The sequence below is a fragment of the Streptomyces sp. NPDC001914 genome, from assembly GCF_042891215.1.
In the GTDB taxonomy this organism is placed as follows: Bacteria; Actinomycetota; Actinomycetes; order Streptomycetales; family Streptomycetaceae; genus Streptomyces.
Genome location: NZ_JBIASW010000008.1, coordinates 383,595 through 406,817 on the forward strand (window position 1 = coordinate 383,595; position 23,223 = coordinate 406,817).

22 protein-coding genes are annotated in these 23,223 nt (G+C 74.5%); 14 read left to right on the forward strand and 8 right to left on the reverse strand.

What is annotated here, in order from left to right; translation table 11 throughout:
• The first annotated feature begins 17 nt into the window (after positions 1–17).
• The 3 genes from ACFYYF_RS24400 (at position 18) to ACFYYF_RS24410 (ending at position 3,454) form a co-directional block, all read left to right on the forward strand.
• Positions 18–1,481 (forward strand): PucR family transcriptional regulator, encoded by a 1,464-nt coding sequence (locus ACFYYF_RS24400; protein ID WP_388779060.1) that lies wholly within the window; start codon positions 18–20, stop codon positions 1,479–1,481.
• 82 nt (positions 1,482–1,563) lie between these two features.
• A complete protein-coding gene (locus ACFYYF_RS24405; protein WP_388779063.1) occupies positions 1,564–2,151 on the forward strand; it encodes a helix-turn-helix domain-containing protein in 588 nt (195 codons plus the stop codon).
• A gap of 52 nt (positions 2,152–2,203) precedes the next feature.
• A complete protein-coding gene (locus ACFYYF_RS24410) occupies positions 2,204–3,454 on the forward strand; it encodes an MFS transporter (protein WP_388779217.1) in 1,251 nt (416 codons plus the stop codon).
• Between the two features lie 321 nt (positions 3,455–3,775).
• On the opposite strand, the gene ACFYYF_RS24415 is transcribed toward ACFYYF_RS24410, so the two are convergent.
• Entirely contained in the window at positions 3,776–4,411 is a 636-nt protein-coding gene (locus ACFYYF_RS24415; protein ID WP_361694094.1) for a TIGR03085 family metal-binding protein, read from the reverse strand.
• A gap of 142 nt (positions 4,412–4,553) precedes the next feature.
• Between ACFYYF_RS24415 and hisI the strand changes: the two genes are divergently transcribed.
• The 11 genes from hisI (at position 4,554) to lgt (ending at position 14,476) form a co-directional block, all read left to right on the forward strand.
• Positions 4,554–4,967 (forward strand): phosphoribosyl-AMP cyclohydrolase, encoded by a 414-nt coding sequence (hisI, locus tag ACFYYF_RS24420; RefSeq protein WP_361694096.1) that lies wholly within the window; start codon positions 4,554–4,556, stop codon positions 4,965–4,967.
• Positions 4,968–4,978: 11 nt separating this feature from the next.
• On the forward strand, positions 4,979–6,466 hold the full coding sequence (locus tag ACFYYF_RS24425) for an anthranilate synthase component I (protein ID WP_361694098.1): 1,488 nt from the start codon (positions 4,979–4,981) through the stop codon (positions 6,464–6,466).
• Between the two features lie 480 nt (positions 6,467–6,946).
• Positions 6,947–7,600 carry a TIGR02234 family membrane protein gene (locus ACFYYF_RS24430; RefSeq protein ID WP_388779065.1) on the forward strand — a complete coding sequence of 218 codons (654 nt, stop codon included), beginning with the start codon at positions 6,947–6,949 and terminating at the stop codon, positions 7,598–7,600.
• A 159-nt stretch (positions 7,601–7,759) separates the two neighbouring features.
• Positions 7,760–8,005 (forward strand): HGxxPAAW family protein, encoded by a 246-nt coding sequence (locus ACFYYF_RS24435; RefSeq protein ID WP_361694102.1) that lies wholly within the window; start codon positions 7,760–7,762, stop codon positions 8,003–8,005.
• A 92-nt stretch (positions 8,006–8,097) separates the two neighbouring features.
• Entirely contained in the window at positions 8,098–8,547 is a 450-nt protein-coding gene (locus ACFYYF_RS24440) for a DUF2752 domain-containing protein (protein ID WP_388779068.1), read from the forward strand.
• Between the two features lie 166 nt (positions 8,548–8,713).
• Positions 8,714–9,523, forward strand: a complete 810-nt coding sequence (trpC, locus tag ACFYYF_RS24445) for an indole-3-glycerol phosphate synthase TrpC (RefSeq protein WP_361694106.1) — start codon at positions 8,714–8,716, stop codon at positions 9,521–9,523.
• 7 nt (positions 9,524–9,530) lie between these two features.
• Positions 9,531–9,950, forward strand: a complete 420-nt coding sequence (trpM, locus tag ACFYYF_RS24450; protein WP_388779070.1) for a tryptophan biosynthesis modulator TrpM — start codon at positions 9,531–9,533, stop codon at positions 9,948–9,950.
• A gap of 315 nt (positions 9,951–10,265) precedes the next feature.
• Complete coding sequence (trpB, locus tag ACFYYF_RS24455) at positions 10,266–11,558, forward strand: tryptophan synthase subunit beta (protein ID WP_388779073.1); 1,293 nt, start codon at positions 10,266–10,268, stop codon at positions 11,556–11,558.
• On the forward strand, positions 11,555–12,370 hold the full coding sequence (gene trpA / locus ACFYYF_RS24460; protein WP_388779076.1) for a tryptophan synthase subunit alpha: 816 nt from the start codon (positions 11,555–11,557) through the stop codon (positions 12,368–12,370). The genes trpB and trpA overlap by 4 nt, the downstream gene beginning before the upstream one ends.
• Before the next feature lie 103 nt (positions 12,371–12,473).
• A complete protein-coding gene (locus ACFYYF_RS24465) occupies positions 12,474–13,250 on the forward strand; it encodes a DsbA family protein (protein WP_388779079.1) in 777 nt (258 codons plus the stop codon).
• Positions 13,251–13,369: 119 nt separating this feature from the next.
• Entirely contained in the window at positions 13,370–14,476 is a 1,107-nt protein-coding gene (gene lgt / locus ACFYYF_RS24470; RefSeq protein ID WP_388779082.1) for a prolipoprotein diacylglyceryl transferase, read from the forward strand.
• 141 nt (positions 14,477–14,617) lie between these two features.
• Here lgt and ACFYYF_RS24475 read toward each other — a convergent pair whose 3' ends face one another.
• The 7 genes from ACFYYF_RS24475 to ACFYYF_RS24505 all read right to left on the reverse strand — a co-directional run bounded on the left by ACFYYF_RS24475 (position 14,618) and on the right by ACFYYF_RS24505 (position 23,034).
• The gene (locus ACFYYF_RS24475) at positions 14,618–15,457 is read right to left on the reverse strand and encodes a CoA ester lyase (RefSeq protein WP_365490979.1); all 840 of its coding nucleotides are present in this window, start codon (positions 15,455–15,457) and stop codon (positions 14,618–14,620) included.
• On the reverse strand, positions 15,454–16,656 hold the full coding sequence (locus ACFYYF_RS24480; protein WP_388779085.1) for a CaiB/BaiF CoA transferase family protein: 1,203 nt from the start codon (positions 16,654–16,656) through the stop codon (positions 15,454–15,456). Before ACFYYF_RS24480 ends, ACFYYF_RS24475 begins: the two co-directional genes overlap by 4 nt.
• Positions 16,653–17,546: a ribokinase gene (gene rbsK, locus ACFYYF_RS24485; RefSeq protein WP_361692154.1), complete on the reverse strand. Its 894-nt coding sequence runs from the start codon at positions 17,544–17,546 to the stop codon at positions 16,653–16,655. Before rbsK ends, ACFYYF_RS24480 begins: the two co-directional genes overlap by 4 nt.
• Positions 17,543–18,907 carry an ADP-ribosylglycohydrolase family protein gene (locus ACFYYF_RS24490; RefSeq protein WP_388779088.1) on the reverse strand — a complete coding sequence of 455 codons (1,365 nt, stop codon included), beginning with the start codon at positions 18,905–18,907 and terminating at the stop codon, positions 17,543–17,545. Before ACFYYF_RS24490 ends, rbsK begins: the two co-directional genes overlap by 4 nt.
• On the reverse strand, positions 18,895–20,064 hold the full coding sequence (locus ACFYYF_RS24495) for an ADP-ribosylglycohydrolase family protein (protein ID WP_388779091.1): 1,170 nt from the start codon (positions 20,062–20,064) through the stop codon (positions 18,895–18,897). Before ACFYYF_RS24495 ends, ACFYYF_RS24490 begins: the two co-directional genes overlap by 13 nt.
• Before the next feature lie 7 nt (positions 20,065–20,071).
• On the reverse strand, positions 20,072–21,277 hold the full coding sequence (locus ACFYYF_RS24500; RefSeq protein ID WP_388779094.1) for an ADP-ribosylglycohydrolase family protein: 1,206 nt from the start codon (positions 21,275–21,277) through the stop codon (positions 20,072–20,074).
• A gap of 641 nt (positions 21,278–21,918) precedes the next feature.
• Entirely contained in the window at positions 21,919–23,034 is a 1,116-nt protein-coding gene (locus ACFYYF_RS24505) for an ADP-ribosylglycohydrolase family protein (RefSeq protein WP_388779097.1), read from the reverse strand.
• Positions 23,035–23,223 lie beyond the last annotated feature (189 nt).

Here is a 23,223-nt window from a genome sequence, read left to right on the forward strand (position 1 = left end):
CCCGGTGGAGGACAGCGATGCAGCACCTCGTACCCGCCCACGTCCGGTCCCAGCCCGGGCCCCGGCCCCCGGCACCGGCCGCCCGCCCGGCCGTCGACGCGGAGGCGCTGTCGGTGCTGCACCGCGCCGCCCGGGCCCTGATGGCGGGGCTGCCCGAACTCTCCGAACGGCTGGTGGAGCTCCTGGTGGCGCGCGAGCCCGCGTACCGCGCGGCCATGGAGACGGACGCGGAGAGCGTCCGCGACGAGGTGCGGCGCTCGCTGCGGCTCAACGTCGGGTCCCTGATCCAGCCCGGTGAACTGCGCGAGGCCGCCCACCGCTGTTCCTGGGCCATCGGCAGGGCCCGCGCCGAACGCGGCCTTCCGCTGGACGCGCTGCTGCGCGCCTTCCGGCTGGGCGGCGGCATGATCTGGCAGGAACTCGTCGACGAGACGACCCGCCGCCACCCCGCCGACGCGCGCCTGCTCGTGCATGTGGCCGCCGACGTCTGGAACTTCGTCGACGACCACTGCGCCGTGGTCGCCGACGCCTACCGCCAGACGGAGCGCGAGCTGATGTGGCGCAGGGAGAACCGGCTGCGCCTGATGACGGCCGCGCTCCTCGACGGCACCGCCCGCATCGCCGACCTGCCGGCCACCGCCGCCGCCCTCGGCCTCCCCGAGCGGGGCCGGTACGCGGTGGTGCAGGTCCGGCTGCCCGCGGGCCGGGCGTTCACCGACGTACGCGGCCAGGTGCGCCTGTCCGGCCTGCGGATCCTCTGGTACCGCGACCGCGACCGGGACGCCGAGGGCAGCTACGGCATCGTCCTGCTCGGCGACCGTCCCGACGACGGGGGCCGGTCCGGCCGCGGCCACGACGGCGGCCTCCTCGACGCGGGCCCCGGCCCGGCGTCCGCTCCGGGGGCCGGGGCGAGTCCGGAGGGCGCGGACCGCTCGGACGGCGTCGACTGGACGGACGGCGTGTACTGCGCGGACGGCCGGGGCGGTGAGCGCCCCGGGACGCACGGGCCCGACCTGGACGCCGGGGAGATCGCCCGCCGGCTGACCGCCCCGCCGCCGGCCCGGGTCGGAGTGAGCCCGGTCGTGGAGGGGCTCGCGGCGATCGGCGACGCCCGTCGCCTGGCCGACACGGCGCTGCGGGCCTGTCCGCGTTCCGGCGGGACCGTCGTCCTGGAGGAGCATCTGCCCGCCGCGCTCGTCGTCTCCGCTCCGGTCCTCGGCGCGGCGCTGTCCGAGCGGGTTCTCGGGCCGCTGCTGCGGCTCGACCTGTCCGACCGGGACATCATGCTCGACACGCTGACCGTCTGGCTCGCCTGCGACGGTTCCGCCCAGCGGGCCGCGGGCCGCCTCTACTGCCACCGCAACACCGTTTTGAACCGGCTCCGCCGGTGCGAACAGCTCACCGGCCGGTCCCTGACCCGCCCGGCGGACGTCGTCGAGCTGTCGCTGGCCCTGGCCGCGCATGCGCTGCTCGATCCGTGAGGGTTCCCCTCCAGGGAGATACGAAAGAAAAGTTGCGCAATATTAGTTGCGCAACTTTTCTTTCGTATCTACGGTGGAACTCATGACCAGCAAGGAGAACCGCCGGATCGATGATGTGGGCACCCTCAAGGCCCTGGGACATCCCCTGCGGATGAAGCTGTACCGGGGTCTGCTCGTCGCCGGTGCCGCCACCGCCTCGCAACTGGGCGAGCAGGTCGACGAGGCGCCGTCGCTCGTCAGCTATCACCTGCGCAAACTCGCCGATCACGGCCTGATCGAGGAGGCCGAGCCACGCAGCGGCGACGGACGGGAGCGCTGGTGGCAACCGGCGTCGGACGGCGTCAGTGTGCGGGGCGCCGACTTCCGGGACGCGCCGGAGCGGGAGACCGCCCATCTCGCCTTCACCCGGCTCTACCTCGACCAGCGCACCGAGCTCTACCGGCGCTACCTCGACGAACGGGCCACCTGGCCGGCGGAGTGGAACGACGCCGTCGCCGACGCGGAGGGCAACCTGCGGCTGACCGCGGCCGAACTGACGGCCCTGCGGGACGAGTTGCTCGCCGTCATCCGGAAGTACGACGACAAGGGCCGCGCGGACGAGGCGGCCGGTGACACCGAAGGACGCGAGAACGTCGCGCTGCACGTGTACGGATTCCCGTTCCGTGTCTGACCCCGAGAGCACGTCCGCCCCGAAAGGACCAGGCCCCGTGACCGCGACCGTCATGTCCGACCCCGCCCGGGCCGCCGCGCAGGCTCCCGGCAGGGCCGCCCACCGCGACGGCAACGTCCTGCGCTGGCTCGGCGCCTACACCTCGTCGATGATCGGCGACAACGTCTACTACATCGCGCTGTCCTGGGCCGCCGTCCAGGCCGGCAGCCCCTCCCAGGCCGGGCTCGTGATGTCCGTCAGCGCCGTGCCGCGTGCCCTGCTGATGCTGGGCGGGGGAGTGCTCGCCGACCGGTTCGGGCCGAGGAAGGTCGTCATAGGCAGCGACGCGGTGCGCTGCGCGACCGTGCTGGCGGTCGCCGCGCTGCTCTTCGCGACCAGCCCGGGGCTGTGGCTGCTGGGCCTGGTCGCCGTCGTCTTCGGCGTCGTCGACGCCGTCTTCATGCCCGCCGTCGGTGCCCTGCCCGCCCGTGTCACCGGCCCCGACCAGCTCGCCCGGGTGCAGGGCATGCGGGGTCTCGCGATCCGCTCCGCCAACGTGCTGGGCGCCCCGCTCGGCGGCCTCGCCGTCGCCCTCGGCGGCGCTGCCACCGCGTTCGCCCTGGCCGGCCTGCTCATCGCCGTGTCGGTGCCGCTGCTGATCTCCGTACGCATGCGGGAACTCACCCCGGACGACGAGACGGACCCGGCCGCCCGCACCGCCTGGCACGACCTCCGCGACGGTCTGCGCTACATCCGCGGCCACCGCGTCCTCGCCCCGCTCGTCGCCGTCATCGCCCTCGGCGACCTGGGCTTCGTGGGACCGCTCAACGTCGGACTGACCCTGCTCGCCGACCGGCGCGGCTGGGGCGCGTCGGGGATGGGCTGGGTGATCGCCGCGTTCGGCTCCGGCGCCGGAGCCGCGGCGCTGCTGCTGACCCTGCGCGGACGGCTGCCGCGCGCGGGCTCGGTCGCCGCCGTGGCCATCCTCGGCGGTTCCGTCGCCATCGGCGCGCTCGCCTTCGTGCCGGGCGTCGCCGGGGCCGTCGGTGTCGCCCTGGTCATCGGACTGCTCGCCGGGCTCAGCGGCGCGCTGTGCGGAGCACTGATCCAGACCCAGTCCGACCCCGCCTACCTCGGCCGGGTCAGCGCCGTCGCCGGCATCGTCAGCCTGGGGCTCGCGCCGCTCAGCATGCCCGTGACCGCCGCCGCGATCGGTTGGTGGGGCACCGGACCGGTCTTCGTCACCAGCGCCGCCGTGTGCGGCCTCGGCGGGGTCCTCACCCTGTGCGTACGGGACCTGCGCCGCGCCGAACTGCCCCGCTGACCGGCGCTGCGGCCCTCGGCTCGGAGGAGAGGGTGCCCGGCGGACCGCAGGCAGCGCCCGCCGGACGCCGCAGACCGGAGCCGCGGCCCCCGGTGGAGGGCGCTGACCGGAGCTGCGGGCAGCGCCTGCCAAGTGCCGCTGACCGGAGCCGCGGCCCCCGATGGAGGGGGCTGCCGTGGGGACTGCGGGCAGCGCCTGCCAGGCGCCGCTGACCGGAGCCGCGGCCGCCCCGGCGGAGCGGGCTGCTCGGTGGAGCGGGCTGCCCGGCGGACCGTCGGCAGCGCCCGCCGGACCGACCCCGGATCTCCGGGTCCGCGGCCCCTAGATCCCGAGCTGTTTCGCCTCGTGGAGCTTCGTGATCGCGTCCTTGTCGCCCTCCAGCTCGACGTCCGCCACGCCCTGCCGGCCGAACGCGAACATCAGCAGCTCCGAGGGCTCGCCGGTCACCGTCACCACCGGCGTTCCCTTGTTCAGCACCGTCGTCTGGCCGTTCGGGCGGCGCAGGACCACACCGGTCGGAGCGCCCCGGCCCATCAGCCGGGCCGTGCGGTCCAGGCGCGACCACAGGGCGTCCTGGAACACCGCGTCCAGCTCGCGCGGCGTCCAGTCCGGCTGCGCGCGCCGCACGTCCTCGGTGTGGACGTAGAACTCCACCACGTTCGACGCCTCGTCCACCTGCTTCAGGGTGAACGGCGAGAACCGCGGCGGCCCCGTCCGGAGCAGCTGGATCAACTCCTCGTACGGCTTCTCGGCGAACTCCGCCATCACCCGCTCCAGCCGGGACGCGAGCTGTTTGACGAGGACACCGCCGGCGGCGTCGAGGCGCCGCTCGCGCACCACCACGTGCGCGGCGAGATCCCGGCTGTTCCAGCCCTCGCACAGGGTCGGGGCGTCCGGTCCCACGGTTTCCAACAGATCGGCGAGGAGAAGCCGTTCGCGCTTGGCATGGGTCGACATGCCGGCCAGCCTACGGCGGGGCGGCCGCTCCGCCCAGCGGAGAGCACGACGGGTCCGGCCGCGTCGGGCTGTGGACGACGGCACGGGTCCGGCCTGTGGACAACGGCCGGGAGCGACGGCCCGGCGCGGCACAATGGCACCCATGACCAGCACGCCTCCCGCCAGCAGCCTGGACCCCGAGATCGCCGCCCGCCTCAAGCGCAGCGCCGACGGACTCGTCCCCGCCATCGCCCAGCAGTACGACACCGGTGAGGTGCTGATGCTCGGCTGGATGGACGACGAGGCACTGCACCGCACCCTCACCACGGGCCGCTGCACCTACTGGTCGCGCAGCCGCCAGGAGTACTGGGTCAAGGGCGACACCTCGGGCCACTTCCAGCACGTCAGGTCGGTGGCCCTGGACTGCGACGCCGACACCCTGCTGGTGCGCGTCGACCAGGTCGGCGCCGCCTGCCACACCGGCGACCGCACGTGCTTCGACGCCGACGTGCTGCTCAAGGACACCGGCGACAGGGCCGAGGGCGCCGATTCCGGCGCACCGGCCCGGAATCAGTAAGGTCAGCCGCCATGGATCTCGAGACGTTCCGCAAGCTGGCCACCGACCGCCGTGTCATCCCCGTCAGCCGCAAACTGCTCGCGGACGGCGACACGCCGGTCGCGCTCTACCGCAAGCTGGCCGCCGAGCGCCCCGGCACGTTCCTGCTCGAATCCGCGGAGAACGGCCGCACCTCCCTGTCCTGGTCCCGCTACTCCTTCGTGGGCGTCCGCTCCGCCGCGACCCTCACCGAGCGGGACGGCCGGGCGCACTGGCTCGGCACCCCGCCCGTCGGCGTCCCCGTGGACGGTGATCCGCTCGCGGCCCTGCGCGCCACCGTCGAGGCGCTGCACACCCCCGGGACCGAGGGACTGCCCCCGTTCACCGGCGGCATGGTCGGCTATCTGGGCTACGACATCGTGCGCCGCCTGGAGAAGATCGGCCCCGGCGAGCGGGACGACCTGAAGCTGCCCGAGCTGACCATGCTGCTCACCAGCGACCTCGCCGTCCTGGACCACTGGGACGGCTCGGTCCAGCTCATCGCCAACGCGATCAACCACAACGACCTGGACACCGGCGTCGACGAGGCGTACGCGGACGCCGTCGCCCGCCTCGACGCCATGGAGGCCGACCTCTCGCGCGCGGTGTCCCAGCCGCCCGCCGCGCTCCCGCCCTCCGAACTCCCCGAGTACACCGCGCTCTGGGGCGGCCCCGACTTCCAGGACGCCGTCGAGGACATCAAGGAGCGCATCCGGGCCGGCGAGGCCTTCCAGGTCGTCCCCTCCCAGCGCTTCGAAACCCCCTGCACGGCCAGCGCGTTGGACGTCTACCGCGTCCTGCGGGCGACCAACCCCTCGCCGTACATGTACCTGTTCCGCTTCGAGGGCTTCGACGTCGTCGGCTCCTCCCCGGAGGCCCTGGTCAAGGTCGAGGACGGACAGGCCATGGTGCACCCCATCGCCGGCACCCGGCCGCGCGGCGCGACCGTCCAGGACGACCAGGCACTCGCCGACGAACTGCTCGCCGACCCCAAGGAGCGCGCCGAGCACCTCATGCTCGTCGACCTGGGCCGCAACGACCTCGGCCGGGTCTGCGAGCCCGGCTCCGTCGAGGTCGTCGACTTCATGTCCATCGAGCGGTACTCGCACGTGATGCACATCGTCTCCACGGTGACCGGCAAGGTCGCCGCGGGCCGCACGGCCTTCGACGTGCTCACCGCCTGCTTCCCCGCCGGAACCCTCTCCGGGGCGCCCAAGCCGCGCGCGATGCAGATCATCGACGAACTGGAACCGTCCCGGCGCGGGTTGTACGGCGGCTGCGTCGGCTACCTCGACTTCGCGGGCGACTCCGACACCGCCATCGCCATCCGTACGGCCCTGCTGCGCGACGGCACGGCCTACGTCCAGGCCGGCGCCGGCATCGTCGCCGACTCGGTCCCGCAGGCGGAGGACGACGAGTGCCGCAACAAGGCGGCGGCGGTGCTGCGAGCGGTCCACACCGCCAACCGCCTCGGCAGCTAGACCCGCCCGGCGAACCGGCCCCGGCCGCCGGGGCCCGCCCCTCCGGCACCGCAAACCGGCCCGGTCGCCGCGCCCTTCCGGAACGGGTGACCTGCCCGGTCACCTGAGCCCGCCCGGCACCGCGAACCGGCTCGGTCACCGCGCCCTTCCGGAACGGGTGACCTGTCACCTGAGCCCGCCCGGCACCGCGAACCGGCTCGGTTGCCAGAGCCCCTCCGGCATGGGGAACCCGCCCGGTCGACAGAACCCGTCCGGGGCTGTGGGCCGGGCGGGGGCTCTCGTGGCCCGGCCGTTCCGGTGGGACCGGATGCGGCCGGCCGGGCGCGAGACCGCTCGCGCGGCCGGGTGACGGGCAGTTGGGCCGACGCCCCGCCGACGGCCCCGGCCGCGCCCGGAAGCGTACGACCCGTGCGAACCGCGCCCGAATAGGACGAGGCTCACGCAACCCCGAATGTCGGTTCGCCCGGGGTTCAGGCGATAGTGGGGTCTGTGACTGCTGTACCTCACCCCCGATCCGAAGCCGCGGGACCCGTCCGGTCCGGCCGCCGCAGCCTTGCCGTGACCCTGCTGAGCGGCGCGCTCGGCGCGGCCGTCGCCCTGCTCGCCAGCCGGCAGAGCTGGGCGCGGGGGTCCGCGACCGTGGCCGGCGGCGACTTCCCGCTCACCGTCAAGGGCAGCGACGTCACGGGCGTACCCGCGGCGCTCGCCATAGTCGGCCTCGCCGCGCTCGTCGCCGTCTTCGCCGTCCGCCGCTCCGGCCGCCTCCTGGTCTCCGCGCTGCTCGCGCTCTCCGGCGCGGGCATCGTCGTCGCCTCCGTCCTCGGCGCGGGCGACACCTCCGCCCTCGACGAGCGGGCCGCCTCCGCCTCCGGGAACACCGCCGCCACCGCGGCCGGGCTCAGCCACACCGTCTGGCCGTACGTGGCCGCGGCGGCCGGCGCGCTCATCCTGCTGGCCGGGCTGCTCGCGCTGCGCCACGGCCGCTCCTGGCCCGCCATGTCCAGCCGCTACGAGCGGGACGGCAGGCCGCGGCCCCGCAAGGTCAAGCCGGTCGACCCGGACCGCCCCGAGGACCTCTGGAAGGCCCTCGACCGCGGCGAGGACCCCACAGGTCCCGACCCCGCGGGAACCTAGGTCCCGCGCATCCCGGGCCTCTCGGCCCGGGCCCTGCGCCCTGAACAGGGCGGAGGGGCGGGCGCGCGGTGACCCCGCGCTCACGGCGGACCCGCGCGTACGGGACAATGGACGGCGAGCGTCCGACTCACACACGCATACAGCAACGAGGAGCAAGTCATGGCGGGCAGCAGCCACGGTCACACCCCGGCCGCCTGGACCGGTGTCATCATCGCCTTCATCGGTTTCTGCGTCGCGGGTGCCTTCATGGTCAAGGCCGAACCGGCGGGCTTCTGGGCCGGCATGGCCGTCGTCGCCCTCGGCGGTGTCGTCGGCATGGTCATGCGGAGCATGGGCCTCGGCCAGCCGAAGGCCACCGCGCACCCCGCGAACGCGGCGCGCTCGACCGTGGGCGCCGACGCCTGACCCACTGAGGCTGTACGGAAGGCGGTCCCGGCAACGCGCCGGGGCCGCCTTCCGCGTACCCGGGCGAGCGCACGGCCCGCGCGAGAGGCAGAATGCGTCGCGTGAACGCCGAAACCCAGAGGGTGACGCCGACCGCGCCGGACGCGGGCGTCCTGCGGCGGCTCGCCGTCCCCGGCGCGCTGCTCGCGGCCGTCGCGGGGGCCTTCGCGTACGTCGGGGCCGTCGACCCGAACGAGCCCGGCCACTACCCCGTCTGCCCGCTGCTGCGGCTCACGGGCCTGTACTGCCCCGGCTGCGGCGGTCTGCGCAGCGCGCACGCCTTCGTGCACGGGGACCTCGCGACGGCGCTCACGGACAACGCGCTCGCCGTCGGCGGGTACCTGGTCTTCGCCGTGCTGTGGGCCGTCTGGGTGATCCGCGTGGTGCGCGGGTTGCCCGCCCGGCTCGACCTCGGCCCCGTCCACCTGTGGAGCCTGGGCGCGTTGGCGCTGGTCTTCACCGTTGTCCGGAACCTGCCGTCCGGCGGCTGGCTCCATCCTTGATCGAATGACAACTGTCCAGGTAATGGGACCGGCGTCAACCGGATGCGAGGGCTACGCCTTCCTCCGGATACCATCGCAGTGACCCGACTTATCCGTCCTGGGCGGTGAGCCCGGGCCGGACGCCCGACCGCTTCAACCGTCCACCGCAGGGAAGGGGGCCGCTCGCGTGAGTGTGCTCGACGAGATCATCGACGGAGTCCGTGCCGACCTCGCGGAGCGGCAGGCGCGCGTCAGCCTCGACGAGCTCAAGGAGCGCGCGGCGAAGGCTCCGGCGGCCAAGGACGGCGTGGCCGCCCTGCGCGGCGACGGCGTCAAGGTCATCTGCGAGGTCAAGCGGTCCAGCCCGTCCAAGGGCGCGCTCGCGGCGATCGCGGACCCGGCCGGCCTGGCCGCCGACTACGAGGCGGGCGGCGCGGCCGTCATCTCCGTGCTCACCGAACAGCGCCGCTTCGGCGGTTCGCTCGCCGACCTGGAGGCCGTCCGCGCCCGGGTGGACATCCCGGTGCTGCGCAAGGACTTCATCGTCACGTCGTACCAGCTCTGGGAGGCCCGCGCGTACGGCGCCGACCTGGCGCTGCTCATCGTCGCGGCCCTCGAACAGCCCGCCCTGGAGTCCCTCATCGAGCGCGCCGAGTCCATCGGGCTCACGCCGCTGGTCGAGGTGCACGACGAGGACGAGGTCGAGCGCGCGGTGGACGCCGGCGCGAAGATCATCGGCGTCAACGCGCGCAACCTGAAGACGCTGAAGGTCGACCGCACGACCTTCGAGCGGCTCGCCCCCGAGATCCCCGACGGCCTCGTCAAGATCGCCGAGTCCGGTGTCCGCGGCCCCCACGACCTCATCGCGTACGCCAACGCGGGCGCCGACGCGGTCCTGGTCGGCGAGTCCCTCGTCACCGGCCGCGACCCGAAGACCGCCGTCTCCGACCTGGTGGCCGCCGGCGCCCACCCGGCCCTGCGGCACGGACGGGACTGACCCGCCGGTGTCCGCCCCGACCCTCGCCCCCGCCGTACCCCGTCCGGGCCACCGCCCCGACGGCGTACCGGCGTGCGCGGGGTCGGCCGCGCCGGCTCCCGCCGGCGCGCTCCCGCGGGCGCGGACCGGATCGCCCCGGCCCGTGACACCGGGCGAGGGTTCACCGGCTCCCGTCGCGCCCCTCCCGCTCCCCGGGGACCCGTACGCGGGGCACCTCGGCGTGCCGTCCGCCGTCCTCCCGGTGCCCTCGGCGGCCCGTGACCCCTACGCCCGGCTGGCCCGCGGATGCAGGCCGCGCGGCTGCCGCGCGCCCGCGCGCCGCGTGCACGGGCGCCGGGTCCGTTACGTCATCGGCGACGAGCCGGGTCAGGTCAACGGCATGCGATGGCCCGAGCGCGTACGCGCGCTCACGCCCCTTCCGGCCTGATCCCCCTCACGGGCGAACCGGGCCGGGTCCACCGCACACGCGGACAGGGCCGCTCCACGGCACACGTGGACCGGGCCGGGTCCGCGGCCGAGTCAGGTGGGCCGGGCCGCGTCCGCCCCGCACAGGGACCGAGCCGGAATCCGGCACACCCCAGTCCCTCGACGGCACGTCCGTCACGTGCGCGGCCGGACCCGCGGCAGGGACGGGCGGTGTCACCGGCCGACGCGCCGGGGGCGGTGGAGCGCGGGTACGTCCGGCTTCCGTGACCCCTGTCCGATCCCGTCACCGGGGCTTTCGCCCCTGCGAGGTATCCGTATGCCCAGCGAGTTCTTCATTCCCGACCCCGATGGTCACGTCCCCAGCGCCGAAGGCTACTTCGGGGCGTTCGGCGGCAAGTTCATCCCCGAGGCGCTGGTCGCCGCCGTGGACGAGGTCGCCGTCGAGTACGACAAGGCCAAGGCGGACCCCGAGTTCGCCCGCGAGCTCGACGACCTGCTCGTCCACTACACGGGACGCCCCAGCTCCCTCACCGAGGTGCCGCGCTTCGCCGAGCACGCCGGCGGCGCACGGATCTTCCTCAAGCGCGAGGACCTGAACCACACCGGCTCGCACAAGATCAACAACGTGCTCGGCCAGGCCCTGCTCACCAAGCGGATGGGCAAGACACGGGTGATCGCGGAGACCGGCGCCGGCCAGCACGGTGTCGCCACGGCCACCGCCTGCGCGCTCTTCGGCCTCGAATGCACCATCTACATGGGCGAGATCGACACCCAGCGCCAGGCGCTGAACGTGGCCCGGATGCGCATGCTCGGCGCCGAGGTCATCGCCGTGAAGTCCGGCTCCCGCACCCTCAAGGACGCCATCAACGAGGCGTTCCGCGACTGGGTCGCCAACGTCGACCACACGCACTACCTCTTCGGGACCGTCGCGGGCCCGCACCCCTTCCCCGCCATGGTCCGCGACTTCCACCGCGTCATCGGGGTCGAGGCCCGCCGGCAGATCCTGGAGCGCGCCGGACGGCTGCCCGACGCCGCCGTCGCCTGCGTCGGCGGCGGCTCCAACGCCATCGGCCTCTTCCACGCCTTCATCCCCGACAGCGGCGTCCGCCTGATCGGCTGCGAGCCCGCCGGACACGGCGTGGAGACCGGCGAGCACGCGGCGACCCTGACCGCCGGCGAGCCCGGCATCCTGCACGGATCGCGCTCGTACGTCCTCCAGGACGACGAGGGCCAGATCACCGAGCCCTACTCGATCTCGGCCGGCCTCGACTACCCCGGCATCGGCCCCGAGCACTCCTACCTCAAGGACAGCGGCCGCGGCGAGTACCGCGCGGTCACCGACGACGCGGCGATGCAGGCCCTGCGGCTGCTCTCCCGCACCGAGGGCATCATCCCGGCCATCGAGAGCGCCCACGCGCTCGCCGGCGCCCTGGAGGTCGGCAGGGAACTGGGCGAGGACGGGCTGATCGTCGTCAACCTGTCCGGCCGCGGCGACAAGGACATGGACACGGCCGCCCGCTACTTCGGCCTCTACGACAACGGCGTCGACGCGGTCGTCGCCGCGGACGCCGACAGCGAGAACGCCGAGATCGAGGGGGACGCCAAGTGAGCGGCAACATCGAACTGTTGAGCCGGACCCTCGCCGGAGCCGGGGCGGAGGGGCGGTCCGCGCTCATCGCGTACCTGCCGGCCGGCTTCCCGACCGTCGACGGCGGCATCGCGGCGATCAAGGCCGTCTTCGAGGGCGGCGCCGACGTCGTCGAGGTCGGGCTGCCGCACAGCGACCCCGTCCTCGACGGCCCCGTCATCCAGACCGCCGACGACATCGCCCTGCGCGGCGGCGTCAGGATCGCGGACGTCATGCGGACCGTCCGGGAGGCCTTCGAGGCCACCGGCAAGCCCGTCCTCGTGATGACGTACTGGAACCCGATCGACCGCTACGGCGTCGAGCGCTTCACGGCCGAGCTCGCCGAGGCGGGCGGCGCGGGCTGCATCCTGCCCGACCTGCCCGTCCAGGAGTCGGCCCTGTGGAGGGAGCACGCCGAGAAGCACGGCCTCGCCACTGTCTTCGTCGTCGCGCCCAGCAGCAAGGACGCCCGCCTCGCCGAGATCACCGCGGCCGGCAGCGGCTTCGTGTACGCGGCCTCGCTGATGGGGGTCACCGGAACCCGGGAGTCGGTCGGGAACCAGGCCCAGGACCTGGTGGCCCGGACCAAGGCGACCACCGACCTGCCCGTCTGCGTCGGCCTCGGCGTCTCCAACGCCGAGCAGGCCGCCGAGGTGGCCGGCTTCGCCGACGGGGTCATCGTCGGCTCGGCGTTCGTCAAGCGGATGCTGGACGCCCCGGACGAGGCGGCCGGACTCGACGCCGTACGGGAGCTCGCGGCCGACCTCGCGAAGGGTGTGCGCAGCACGGCCTGACGCGGCCGGGCGGGTCCGTGCGCAACGGAAAATCCGCTCACTCGAACGAGTGGACCTTGGACCGGGGAGGCGCGCTGCGCCTCCCCGGTTCGTTCTGCCGGATGTGAGCGAGAAGAACCGTGACGGAAAGCGCAACGCCCGCGAGCGGCTGGCGGTCGAGCGAGAGAAGCAGAAGGCCGCGGAGAAGCGCCGCCGCGCGCTGATCGTGGGGGCGTCGGTGATCTGCGTCCTCGGCCTGGCCGCGGTGATCGGCGTGGTGGCCGCCAACTCGGGCAAGGACAAGAAGAGCGACACGTCGGGTCCGGTCGTGTCGCCCTCGGGCGCCACCGGCAAGGACAGTCTCGCGATCCCCGTCGGCAAGGACGGCGCCAAGTCGACCCTCACGGTGTGGGAGGACTTCCGCTGCCCGGCCTGCCAGGCCTTCGAGACGGCCTACCGGCCCACGATCCAGGAACTGACCGACGCCGGGAAGCTGCGCGTCGAGTACCACCTCGTCACCCTGATCGACGGGAACATGGGCGGCAGCGGCTCCCGCAAGGCGGCCAACGCCGCCGCGTGCGCCCAGGACGCCGGTAAGTTCCGCGCGTACCACGACGTGCTGTACGAGAACCAGCCCAAGGAGACCGACGACGCCTTCGCCGACAACGCGAAGCTCATCGAGCTCGCCGGCAAGGTCGAGGGTCTGGACACCCCGGCCTTCCGCACCTGCGTCAACGACGGCACGCACGACAGCTGGGTCCAGAAGTCGAACGCCGCGTTCCAGGCCGGCGGCTTCACGGGCACCCCGACCGTGCTCTTCGGCGGCAAGAACATCTACGCGGACCAGTCGATGACGCCCGCGAAGCTCAAGCAGATGGTGGAAGAGGCCAACCAGGGCTGAGCCGCGTTCGTACGCTCCGGTGCCCCCGCCCTCCACCGGCCGGGGGCACCGCACGTTATGGACCTGTTGCGGGGCTGCCCGCCGCGGGCGGCGTCCGGCACGGTAGCGTCGACCCTGCCATGGAACTTGCCTACATTCCCAGCCCGTCGCACGGTGTGCTGCACCTCGGCCCCATTCCGCTGCGTGCCTACGCGTTCTGCATCATCATCGGCGTCTTTCTGGCCGTCTGGCTCGGAAACAAGCGCTGGATCGCCCGGGGAGGGCGGGCCGGCACGGTGGCCGACATCGCGGTCTGGGCCGTGCCCTTCGGCCTCGTCGGCGGCCGGCTCTACCACGTGATCACGGACTACGAGCTGTACTTCAGCGAGGGCCGCGACTGGGTGGACGCCTTCAAGATCTGGCAGGGCGGGCTCGGCATCTGGGGCGCGATCGCCCTCGGTGCGCTGGGCGCCTGGATCGGCTGCCGCCGCCGCGGTATCCCGCTGCCCGCCTGGGCCGACGCCGTGGCACCCGGCATCGCCTTCGCCCAGGCCTCCGGGCGCTGGGGCAACTGGTTCAACCAGGAGCTGTACGGCAGGGCCACGGACCTCCCGTGGGCGCTGCACATCACGTCCTCCACGGACGGCCGCGTCCCCGGCTACTACCACCCGACCTTCCTGTACGAGTCCCTGTGGTGCGTCGGCGTCGGATTCCTGGTCATCTGGGCCGACCGCCGCTTCAAGCTCGGCCACGGACGCGCCTTCGCCCTGTACGTCGCCGCCTACTGCGTCGGCCGCGGCTGGATCGAGTACATGCGTGTCGACGACGCGCACCACATCCTGGGCCTGCGTCTGAACGACTGGACCGCGATCGTGGTCTTCCTCCTCGCCGTGCTCTACATCGTGATCTCGTCCCGGCTGCGTCCGGGCCGGGAGGAGATCGTGGAGCCCCGCAGCGACGAGGACGCTCCGGCCGAGGGCGACGAGTCGGTCGCCACCGAGGGCGCGGCGGACAAGGCGGTCGAGTCCGAGGGCGGGGCCGCCGCCGAGGACAAGGAAGAGGCCAAGGCCAAGGGCAAGGACGGGACCGAGGACGGCCCGGTCGATCTCGGCAAGGAGACCGTCGACGGGTCTGCCACGTCCGACGCCGGTTCCGCTTCCGCGAAGGAGTCCGAGGAGGACCCCGCGGACGGGTCCGATGCCGGTTCCGTGGCGCGGGACGAGGCCGGGTCGGCCAAGAAGGGCTGAGTCCCACTCCGTACACGCCAAGGGGGCGCCGCGTCAGGGACGCGGCGCCCCCTTCGTGCGGCCCGGGCTTGCCCGCCTCGGGCCGGCGCGCCTGCGCCGGTCGCCCCGGGCCTGCCTGCCTTGACCGCCTACCCTGGACTCTCAGGCCAGGCGCCGGGCGAGGGCGAGGATGCGGCGGGCGCCCGTGACCACCGCCGCGTCGACGAAACGGCCGTCCGGCAGGGCCTGCGCGCCCGCGTCGGCGGCCGCCGCCCGGACGACGGCCTCGGCGGAGTCGACCTCGGCCGGGGTGGGCAGGTAGGCCCGCTCGATGATCGGGAGCTGGCGGGGATGGATCGCCGCGCGCCCGAGGAAGCCGAGGGCGCGGCCGCGTGCGCAGGACGAGGCCAGGCCCTCCACGTCGCGGATGTCGGGGTAGACCGACTGGGCGGGCGGCGGCAGCCCGGCCGCCCGCGCGGCCACCACCAGCCGGGCCCGGGACCAGTCGAGGCCCGTGTCGTCACGGACGCCGAGATCGGCCCGCAGATCGCTCTCGCCGAGCGAGACGCCGCGCAGAGCGCGATGGGACGAGGCGATGGAGTACGCCCGCTCGATACCCAGAGCCGTCTCCAGCAGGGCGTAGAGCGGGACCGTGCCGCCCTCCGCGGGCGTCGCGCTCTCCGCCACCCGGACGACGTCGGAGCGCGAGGTCACCTTCGGCAGCCGCAGGCCGGACAGACCGCGCAGCGGCGACAGCGTCTTGACGTCGGCGTCGCAGAACGGGCCGTCGAGGGCGTTGACCCGGACGTGCACGGGGACGGGCGGGGCCTCGGCGAGCAGGTCGGCGGTGGCGCAGCGGGCGTACTCCTTGCGGTGCGGCGCGACCGCGTCCTCCAGGTCGACGAGGACGACGTCCGCGCCGGAGGTCAGCGCCTTGGCCACCACCTCGGGACGGTCACCCGGCGCGTACAGCCAGGTCAGCGGCAGGAGGTCGGCGGTCACAGCGCCCCCTCCGCCCTCAGCTGCCCGATCTCGGCCGTCGTGAGGCCCAGTTCACCCAGCACGGCGTCGGTGTCCGCGCCGTGCGGGCGGCCCGCCCAGTGGATCGCACCGGGCGTCGCGGAGAGCCGGAAGAGGACGTTCTGCATGCGCAGCGGACCCAGGTCGGGGTCGTCGACGCTGGTGACCGAGTCCAGGGCCTGGTACTGGGGGTCGGTCATGATGTCCCGGACGTCCTGGACGGGCGCGATCGCCGCCTCGGCCTTCTCGAAGGCGGCGAGGACCTCGTCCCGGGTGCGTTCGCCGATCCACGCGCCGACCGCCCCGTCCAGGACGTCGGCGTGCCGGGCCCGGTCCGCGCCGGTCGCGAACCACGGCTCGTCGATCACGTCGGGCCGGCCGACCAGCCGCATCACCCGCTCGGCGATCGACTGCGCCGAGGTCGAGACCGCGACCCAGGAGCCGTCCGCCGTGCGGTAGGTGTTGCGGGGCGCGTTGTTCGCCGAGCGGTTGCCGGTGCGGGGCTGGACATGGCCGAGCTGGTCGTACCAGATGGGCTGCGGGCCGAGCACGGTCAGGATCGGCTCGATGATCGCCATGTCGATCACCTGGCCCTCGCCGGTGCGGTCGCGGGCCCGCAGCGCGGTGAGCACGGCGTACGCGGTCGCGAGGCCGGCGATGGAGTCCGCCAGGCCGAACGGAGGGAGGGTCGGCGGCGCGTCGGGTTCGCCGGTGACCGCGGCGAAGCCGCTCATCGCCTCCGCGAGCGTGCCGAAGCCGGGGCGGTGGGCGTACGGGCCGAACTGGCCGAAGGCGGTGACCCGGGCGAGGACCAGCCGGGGGTTGGCCGCGGACAGTTCCGCCCAGCCCAGGTCCCACTTCTCCAGGGTGCCCGGACGGAAGTTCTCGATGATCACGTCGGCGTCCGCGGCGAGCCGGAGCAGCGTGTCGCGGCCGCCGCGCTTCGACAGGTCGAGCGTGATCGTGCGCTTGTTGCGGCCGAGGAGCTTCCACCACAGACCGATGCCGTCCTTCGAGGGTCCGTGCCCCCGGGACGGGTCCGGCTGGAGGGGGTGCTCGACCTTGACGACCTCCGCGCCGAAGTCGCCGAGCATGGTGGCGGCGAGCGGCCCGGCGAACAGGGTCGCGAGGTCGAGGACGCGCAGGCCGGCGAGGGAGCCGCCCTCGCTGGGCCCGTTCATGCGCCGGCCTGGGTGTCGATCTCGGCGCGGTACGGCATCGAGGAGGTCGCCCCGTGCCGCTGCACCGACACCGAGGCGGCCGCCGACGCCCACACCATGGCCTCCGACATCTCCCGGCCCTCGGCGAGCGCCACCGCCAGGGTGCCGACGAAGGTGTCGCCCGCCGCGGTGGAGTCGACGGCGGTCACCTTGGGCGCGGGCACCGTGATGATGCCGGCGCCCCGGGCCGCGTACAGGCTGCCCTCGGCGCCTAGGGTGACGACGACCTCCGGGACCTGTTCGAGCAGCGCCGTGGCGGCTCCGCGCGGGTCGGTGAATCCGGTGAGCGCCGCGGCCTCGTGCTGGTTGGGCACCAACAGGTCGATGGTGGAGAGCAGTTGGGGCGAGAGGAACTGGGCGGGGGCCGGGGTCAGGATCGTACGGACGCCGTGTCGGCGGGCCGCCTCCGCGCCGGCGAGCACGGCCTCCAGCGGGATCTCCAGCTGGAGGAGCAGCGCGTCGGCGCTGGCGACGAGGCCCTCGTCGCCGGGGGCCAGGGAGGTGACTGTGCCGTTGGCGCCGGGAATGACGACGATCGCGTTGCCGCCCTCGTCGTCCACCACGATGTGGGCGGTGCCCGACGGGCCCTCGGTGGTGCGCAGATGGTCGGTGTTGACGCCGAAGTGCTCCAGTGTGGAGCGGAGTTGGCTGCCGAAGGCGTCGGCGCCCACCGCGCCGATCAGGGAGACGTCGGCGCCCGCGTGCGCGGCGGCCACCGCCTGGTTCGCGCCCTTGCCGCCGGGGACCGTGCGGAACTCCCGTCCCGTCACGGTCTCTCCACGCTGGGGGGCCTTGGCCACGTACGCGACGAGGTCCATGTTCGTGCTGCCGAGCACGGCGATGTGGGTCATGGGCGAACGGTCTCCCGTTGTGTGAGGTGGGCGAGGGCGTCGAAGCCGATGCCGTTGAAGTCGGCGACGGAGGTGGCGAGCCGGTTCTTGAGGGGGCCCGTGAAGCGGTCGGGCAGGGCGGCGGGGTCGCCCGTGAGCAGGCCGGCGATGCTCCCGGCCGTCGCCCCGTTGGAGTCGGTGTCCAGTCCGCCGGACACGGCCCGGCAGACGGAGCCGGCGAAGTCGCCGTCCGCGTGGGTGAGGGCGGCGGCGATCAGCGCGGTGTTGGGGACGGCGTGGACCCAGTGGCAGCCGCGGTGGGCGGCGTGCAGTTCGTCCACGACCGCGTCGAAGTCCGGTGTCGTACGGGCCACCCGGACGGCGTGGCGGACGGCCCGGGCCAGCCGGGAGCCGGGCGGGACCACGCGCAGTCCGGTGCGCAGGCAGGCGTGGACGTCGCGGGTCGCGCCGGCCGCCTCCGCGATGGCGGCGGCGGTGAACATCGCCGCGTAGACGCCGTTGGCCGTGTGGGTGAGGGAGGCGTCGCGGTACGCCTGTTCCGCGGCCCGCGCAGGGTCGCCCGGGTTGGTCCAGCCGTGCACGTCCGCGCGGATCAGGGCGCCGATCCACTCGCGGAACGGGTTGTGGTGGCGGGCGGTGTCCGGGGGCTCGACCCCGGAGAGGAGGTTGCGGTACGCGATGCGCTCCGCGGTGAAGGTGCGGCCGGCGGGGAGTTCGTCGAGCCAGAGGCGGGCCACGTCGGCGGTCGTGAAGTCCCGGCCGTAGCGCTGGAGCAACAGCAGGTTCAGCAGGGGGTAGTTGAGGTCGTCGTCCTCCGGCATGCCGTCGATGTTCTCGGCCAGGGAGGTGGCGGCGGAGCGCCGGTTCCAGGGGTGGGCGGCCAGGAGGTCCCGGGGTACGCCCCGCGCGGTGAACCAGTCGCGCAGGGGCCAGTTGCCGGTGGCCCGGGCGAGTGCCCGGATGCCGTCGAGGGGGAGTTTCTCCACGGGTTTGCCGAGCAGGCAGCCGACGGCCCGGCCGAGCCAGGCCGCCTCCAGGCGGGCCGGGCCGGGAGCGGGCAGGGGCGTGTAGCGCGGGGGCGGCCAGTCGGGGCACTGGGCCTTGATCAGCGCCAGGTCCGTCGGTTCGTCGTCCGCCAGCCGGCCCGGCAGGGCGGCGAGTTCGTCGAGGAGCCGGGCCGCCAGCCGGCGCAGGGACGGCGAGGCCGGGGCCGCCGACGCGCCCGCGCGCAGCGGGGCGGGCCGGCCGCCCGCCGCGTACCAGCGGGCTGCGACGTCCGCCGGGTCCCGGCCGTCCTGCGCGGCCTGGTGGAGCTCGTGCCCGAGGAGGTCCTCGGGCTGGACCCAGGTCAGCCGGAGCACGGTGTTCCCGTCAGCGCGCTGTAGGCCGCCTCGTGGGCCCGGCGGCGGTGGACGTCACGGTCGAAGATCTCCCGGGTCACCTCGGCGAGGGTACGCGCGGGGGCGTCCAGGTCGAGGCGGCTGGACTCGGCCACGGTCTTGGCCCAGTCGTGCGGGACCTCGGAGCCGAGCGCGCCCGCGAGGGCGCCGGCCATGGTGGCGATGGAGTCGCAGTCGCGGCCGTAGTTGACGGAGCCGAGGACCGCGTGCCGGAAGTCGCCGCCGGACACCAGCAACATGCCCAGCGCGACCGGCAGTTCCTCGATGGAGTGCAGCCGTGAGGGGCGGCGGGCGCCGAGCGAGGGGGAGCGGTAGTCGGGCCCGACCGTGTCGAAGGGGGCCACCGCCCGGCGCAGCGGGCCGAGCGCCGACTCGAAGTCCGTGTGCCGTGAGGCGACTTCGCAGACCGCCTCGACGGCGGCGCGGGTGCCGTCCCTGGCCAGCGCCAGGCAGGCCGCGACGACCGAGCCGGGGGTCGCGCCGGGGGTGCAGGCCGCCGCCACGGCCGCCGCGAAGACGCCCGCCGCCTCGCGGCCGTACGAGGACTGGTGGGCGCCCGCGACGTCGAGCGCCTCGGCGTACGCTCCCGCCGGGTTCGCCGCGTTGACGAGGCCGACCGGGGCCATGTACATCGCGGCGCCGCAGTTGACGATGTTGCCCGCGCCGGCCTCGCGGGGGTCGACGTGGCCGTAGTGGAGACGGGCGACCAGCCATTTCTCGGCGAGGAAGATCCGCTGGAGGGGGAGGGCCTCGGCCTCCAGTTCCGGGATCCAGCGGGGTGTCGTCATCAGGTCGGGGACCAGGTGCTCGGCGACCGCGTAGGCGTCCAGATGGTCGCGGACCCGCGCGTACACCCGTACCAGCGCGTGGGTCATGAGGGTGTCGTCGGTGACGTGCCCGTCGCCCTTGTGGTACGGGGCGATGGGGCGGGCGGTGGGCCAGGCGTCGCCGTTCCAGGGGCCGACGACGCCGTGCACGCGGCCGCCGTGGCGTTCGGTGATCTGCTCGGGGGAGTACCCCTCGACGGGTCCGCCGAGGGCGTCGCCGACGGCGGCTCCGACGAGGGCTCCGGTGATGCGTTCGTCGAGGGTTCCCGTTCCTTCTCCTTTGGGCGTCATGCCCGAATCATCCCTCTGGGGCGGCCAGTTCCGGGGAATCGAGCGGGTCGGCGAGTCCCGTCGCCTCCAGGAGTTCGGCGAGCCCGATCAGATCCGTGCCGGTCAGCCGGGGCAGCGCGCAGCCGGAGAGGGTGCGGCAGGCGTCACGCCAGGAGGCGGGGATCGCGGCGGCGCCGCCGAGCGTGCCGGTGAGCGCTCCGGCCAGGGCGGGTGCCGAGTCGGCGACCCGGGAGAGGCAGGCGGCGGCCGGGACGGCCTCGGCGATCCGGCCGTGCGCGGCCAGCGCCAGGGCCAGGGCGACGGGGACGGTCTCGGCGGCCGCGATCCCGTAGCTGTAGACGTGGTCGACGATCTGGTGCTCGAGGAGCGGGACCAGGGCGAAGGTGCTCTCGCTCGACCGGGCCAGGGCCAGGGCGTCGCGGGCGTTGCGGCCGATCTCCGTGGCGGCGGGCAGTTCGGCCAGGGCCGCCTCCACGCAGGTGCCGACGTCGTGCCCGGCGAGGGCGAGCGCCACGGCGGCTGCCATGGCCCGGGCGCCGTGCACGCCGTCGCCGTCCTGGGTGTAGCGGGCGTCGAACTCGGCGAGCTCCGCGGCGAGTCGGGGGTCTCCCGGGTGTGCCACGGCGAGCACGCAGGCCCGTACACAGGCCGCGTCGTCGAAGTAGTGGGGGTTGTCGTGGCCGGTGGCGGGCGGGCGCAGACCGGTCGCGAGGTTGCCGAGTCCCGCCCGCACCGAGATCCGGGCCCGCAGCGGGAGCAGGGCGGACTCGACCTCGGGGGCGCGGTCCGCGGCGGCGGCGACCTCGCTGGCGACGGCGTTCCACGACAGGTCGATGGACGCGCGCATCCTGCGGCCGAGGCTCAGGTCGCCGAGTGCGCCGGTCTCCCCGGCCCGCAGGACGGCCTCCGCCGCGAACGCCGCCCACTCGGCGTCGTCGGAGGGGCCGAGGCGCAGCGGTTCCGGCGGCTGGTTCAGCGCGATCGGGACCGGCAGGGTCGTCGTCGCGTTCTGCTCCGCGAAGGTGTCCAGCTCGCGGGTCAGCCGCCGGGTCCACTCGGGCATGCGGGCGGCCCGGTGCCGTGCGGCCGGCCACCCGGCGGCATCCCCGGCAGCCAGCCCGAGCAACAGCCCTTCGATCCGCCGCAGCCCGGTTTCCCCGGCCGCCGCGGCCGCCGAGACCCCGGCGTCCCGGAATCCGGGGGCACCCGGCAAGGGGGTGGCGGGCGCGGGGGCGGAGAGGGCCGACGTCGGAGCGCCCGGTTCCGCGGTCCGGCGGTCTGTCGGAGGGTTCGGCTCTGCGGTTCGGCGGTCTGCCGGAGGGTCCGGCTCTGCGGTTCGGCGGTCCGTCTGAGGGTCCGGTTCGGCGGTTCGGTGGTCCGTCGGAGCGCCCGTTCCGAGCAGCGCACCGGCCCGGACGGCGCCGGCGAGCGCACCACCGGCTTCGGCCGCGGTCCTCGCCCCGGCGGTCAGCACCACGGGTTCCGCCAGCGCGGCGGGTGGCGCGGGCCGCGGCTTCGCGGTGGGCGGTGGGGGCTCCGCGTCGGCGGCGAGCGGCAGGGGTCGAGCCGCCCCGGTGCAGGCCACGGGCGGCACTTGGGCGGCCGTGAGCGCGGCGGGTCGTGCCTCCGGGGCGGGTGCGATGCGGTCCGCTTCCGCGGTGGGCGGTGCGGTCCCTGATTCCGGGGCGCGGGTCCCGGGTTCCGCTTCCGGGGCGAGTGGTGGGGGCGCGGTGTGCGGGGTCCGGGGTGGTTCGCCGGGCTGCCTCCGGGCGGGCGGGGTGCCCTCCGGGGGTGTGGCGGATGCGGCGCCCTCGCCCGGTGCCGGGGTGGACTCGTCTCCGGCCAGGCCGGGGGTCACGACCGCACCTCGTCGTCACGGCCGGCGGAGGCGTGGCTGCCCGCGTCCGGCGACTGGACCGCGTACGCGACCTGCGGGGTGGACCGTACGCGGCCCCCGGCGCCCCACTTCTCCTCGTGCTCCGGGGCCAGGAGTTCCGCCACGTCCAGGATGTGGTGGCCCTCCATGGAGGGCAGGCAGCTCCCGCGGGCCGGTCCGATGGCCGCCGCCCACTCGGCGGGGACCGAGGACAGGCCCCGGGTCGCGCCCGCGAGCGCCCCGGCCACCGCGGCCGTCGTGTCGGCGTCGCGGCCCATGTTCACCGCGGTGAGGACCGACTCGGTGAACTCCCCGTCCGCCGCCGCGTAGGCGCCGAAGGCGAGGGCCACGGCCTCGGGGGCCAGGTCGGTCCAGGGGTAGCCGCCGATCACGACCGCGGAGCGCACCGCGCGTTCGCCCCGGTGCGCCACCGCGACCGCCCGGCGCAGCGAGCGGGCCGTCCAGGAGTCGTCCGGGACGACGGCCAGGGCGGAGGCGACGACCGTGGCGGCGGAGGCGCCCGCCATCGCGGCGGCGACCCCGGCCGCGACGGCCTGCCCGCCGTAGATGCCCTCGCCCTCGTGGCTCACCGAGCCGTCGATGGCCACGAGCCGCGCCGCCTCGGCGGGCCGCCCGGCCGCGAAGACCCCGAAGGGCGCCGCGCGCATGGCGAGACCGTCGCTCCAGGCGTGCCGGTGCTGGGCGGAGATGGGCGCCGCGAGCCCCCGGCGCAGGTTCTCCAGCGTGCCGCGCTCACTGAATCCGGCGCCGCGGAACGGCCCCTCGTCGCGGTCGGCGATCCACTGGTGCCAGGCCGACTCGACGTGCGCCACGGTCAGCGCCGAGCCGTGCCGGGCCAGGAGCAGCCCCGAGAAGATCGCGTACTCGGTGTCGTCCGTCCCGGCCGGATGCTCGGCGACGTACCCGGTGATCCGGCCCCAGCGGGCGCGGATCTCCGACGGCTTCATGTTCTCGGCGGGTGCGCCCAGCGCGTCCCCGACGGCCAGTCCGAGCAGTGCGCCGCGTGCCCGGTCACGCAGAGCGGCGGCGCTCCCGGGTGCCGGGGCCGAGGGAATGCAGGCGGTGGAAGCCATACGTGCTTCTCCTCTCAGGGCTCCCGCCGGCGCGCGGAATGCGCGCGCGGAGCCCTTTGCGGATCTGTCCCACCTTGGCGGTTGACAGGAGCCTCGCGGGCTCCACTGTCACCCGGTCGACATATGTGCATGACATGCCACGGATGAGCGTCGAAGGGCAAAACCGCAGGTTAGCCCAGCCTTTCCTTG